This is a genomic window from Priestia sp. P5_B4, from assembly GCF_056400385.1.
In genome coordinates, this window is sequence record NZ_JBFULJ010000584.1 from 1 (window position 1) to 2,432 (window position 2,432).

Here is a 2,432-nt window from a genome sequence, read left to right on the forward strand (position 1 = left end):
GCTGAGATTAGAGGGGTTATGTAAAACAATTACAAGAAAAGCCAGCGAAGGCGACAGTGCGTTCCAGAAAATGATACACCAAGGGCATCTTGAACATTATCAAAATGATATTAAATTTATTCGTGAACATAGGAAAGAATGGGTTTAAGGATAAGTTTTAATTGAAGAAGCAACACACTTTTATTAAAAAGCATGTCTATAACATCCTTTATGTAATGGAGGGTTCTTTTTTTTGTGTCTAAAAGATATAACTTTTTAAATTATATATATAACACACTTTAATCATATATGTATTTTATACTCCATAAATCAATGCAACAACAGCAATACAAGATGAAAGAGATTCAGTGTGTTTTTAAGTTGCAGCAACAAAAACAATCGTTATKCACTAAGAGCTAGCTTTTTATATGTGCTTTAGAAAGAGGCATTATGTTGAGTAGGAATGAATGTAAGAGAAATTGCAGAAATGCTAAGGACAGGTATGGCCAAATTTTTCATTTATAAAATATTTTTTGTGTTTTTACGCGCTTTGCTTATGCCAATTTTCGTTTCTTTCATAGTATGTACTATAAGTGTATAAGGAGGTGAAGTTATGCCAGGACGTCGTAGTGGAGATCGTCGTACATCTCAATCTCAATCTCGTTCTATAGTAGATAATTTTCGAAGAGGAGATAAAATTCAAGTTTTTTCTGCTGGAAGACAACTTGATGGAAATGGTACGTTTATTCGAGCAGAAGGCGGATTTTTAGTATGGGAAGATAATTCAGGTAATAGAAATACGACTAGTTTAGAAAGTATCAGCGTTCGCAGATTAAGAAAACGTAGTTGCTAATAATTTGGACAGGCTCTGATTTTATATAAATAAAAAACACCTTCAAGCTGATAACCGGGTATGGAGTACCGAGCAATCACTTGGAGGTGTTTTTTTTGATGGAAAACTGGTGATTCCGTTTTGGATGCATCTAGTAGGTAGCATTTTTAGAAATTAAATATTGATAGTTGCTTCCTCATTAGTGGTACATGAGCTAATTTATATAAAAGCGACTTACTCAGTTTGTAAGGGGAAAAGTAACTTTAATCTCTGTTCCAGCATGTTCTTTGCTTTGTATATCAATTTCTCCTTTATGGAGGTTCACAATATTTTTAGCAATAGCTAATCCAAGTCCACTTCCTCCTGAATCCCGCTTGCGGGCTTTGTCTACTCGATAAAACCTTTCAAAAACATGAGATTGTTCTTCTTCTGGTATGCCAATGCCATAATCTTTTATTCGGAGAATTCCCTTATGCTGATCACTTTCCAAAAAGACCTCAATTACATCGGTACTATACTTTATGGCATTATCTAAAAAGATAATGATCACTTGTTTCAGCTTCAATTCATCTCCCTTGATGAAAATGGAGTGGGGATTTTTATGCAGGATAATAGGTCGGTCATAAACTTGCATGAACTGAGTTACAAGGGCTGTACTGAGAGAGACAAGGTCAACTGATTTTATATCAACAGGTTCGGAGTCCTCTAATTCAGCTAAACTTAATAGTGTTTTTGTCAAATTTTTCATTCTATTTGTTTCTGAATAAATAGCCTCAATTGCTTCTTTTGCTATTGTTTCATCTTGTGTGCCATGCCTTCTAAGAATCGTAATAAAACTGCTAATAACAGTCACAGGCGTTTTTAACTCATGAGAAGCATCGGAAATAAATTGCCTTTGTTTATCTGAGTTTTCCTTCAGTTTACTAATCATACGGTTAAATGTAGCTGCCATTTTGTACACTTCATCTTTTGTTTCAGTTTGTATGCCAATCTTTTTCAGCGTTCCACTTTGTTCAATATCTTCCATTGTAGAGATCATTGATACAATAGGCTTCATAATGATAGCTGATAGCCATCTGCCAGCTAGAAAAGAGAGAAGAACAGAAACAACGGTAACAGTCCCCATTATGGACAAAATAATATCTTTGCGGCTTTCTAGTCCTGATAACCGCTCACTTATTTCTAACGTGCCGATTACTTTGTGATTCTGATGAATCGGTACGTGAACTACTAAATTTTGATGTTCTTGAAAAGGTCTAAGTTCAAAGTTCTTTTCTGTTGAAAAAGTAGGGGAGATTTTCTGAACAAGGACTTTGTCGTTAGTGACTTGATTAATAGTTGTAGAGTTCGGCCCAACGATTCGAATAAAAGAGTGACTAGGCATGTAAGAGTTTAAAAGGTTTTTGTCTAGTGTTAAGGATTTGGAAATGTGGTATTTTTTCAACATTTCATTCGCATTTTTGAAGACTAAGTGCGCTTCCATATTAACGGTCGTTTTCATAAATAAGAAAAATACAATCGTATTTACAATGAGCAAGCTGACTAACAGAGAAACTGTAATAAACAAGTTAACCTTGGTAGTAATTTTCATACGGTTCCTTTCTTATCACATATCCTACTC

At 34.5% G+C, this 2,432-nt stretch carries 2 protein-coding genes and 1 pseudogene; 2 read left to right on the forward strand and 1 reads right to left on the reverse strand.

The genetic code is table 11. The features are described 5' to 3' along the window. Together AC1DRF_RS23275 and AC1DRF_RS23280 are read left to right on the forward strand one after the other, a co-directional pair. A pseudogene (locus AC1DRF_RS23275) lies at window positions 1-148 on the forward strand (aminoglycoside phosphotransferase); the annotation flags it as partial. Window positions 149-592: 444 nt separating this feature from the next. After that, window positions 593-832, forward strand: a complete 240-nt coding sequence (locus AC1DRF_RS23280; RefSeq protein WP_025749171.1) for a hypothetical protein — start codon at window positions 593-595, stop codon at window positions 830-832. Between the two features lie 217 nt (window positions 833-1,049). Here the strand turns inward: AC1DRF_RS23280 and AC1DRF_RS23285 are convergent, their stop codons facing one another. Continuing rightward, the gene (locus tag AC1DRF_RS23285) at window positions 1,050-2,402 is read right to left on the reverse strand and encodes a sensor histidine kinase (protein WP_477741808.1); all 1,353 of its coding nucleotides are present in this window, start codon (window positions 2,400-2,402) and stop codon (window positions 1,050-1,052) included. Window positions 2,403-2,432: the final 30 nt, after the last annotated feature.

What these genes read in the sequence shown, in the direction of transcription:
- AC1DRF_RS23280 (WP_025749171.1), top strand. Translation starts at nt 593, where the DNA reads ATGCCAGGACGTCGTAGTGGAGATCGTCGTACATCTCAATCTCAATCT.
- AC1DRF_RS23285 (WP_477741808.1), bottom strand. Translation starts at nt 2,402, where the DNA reads ATGAAAATTACTACCAAGGTTAACTTGTTTATTACAGTTTCTCTGTTA.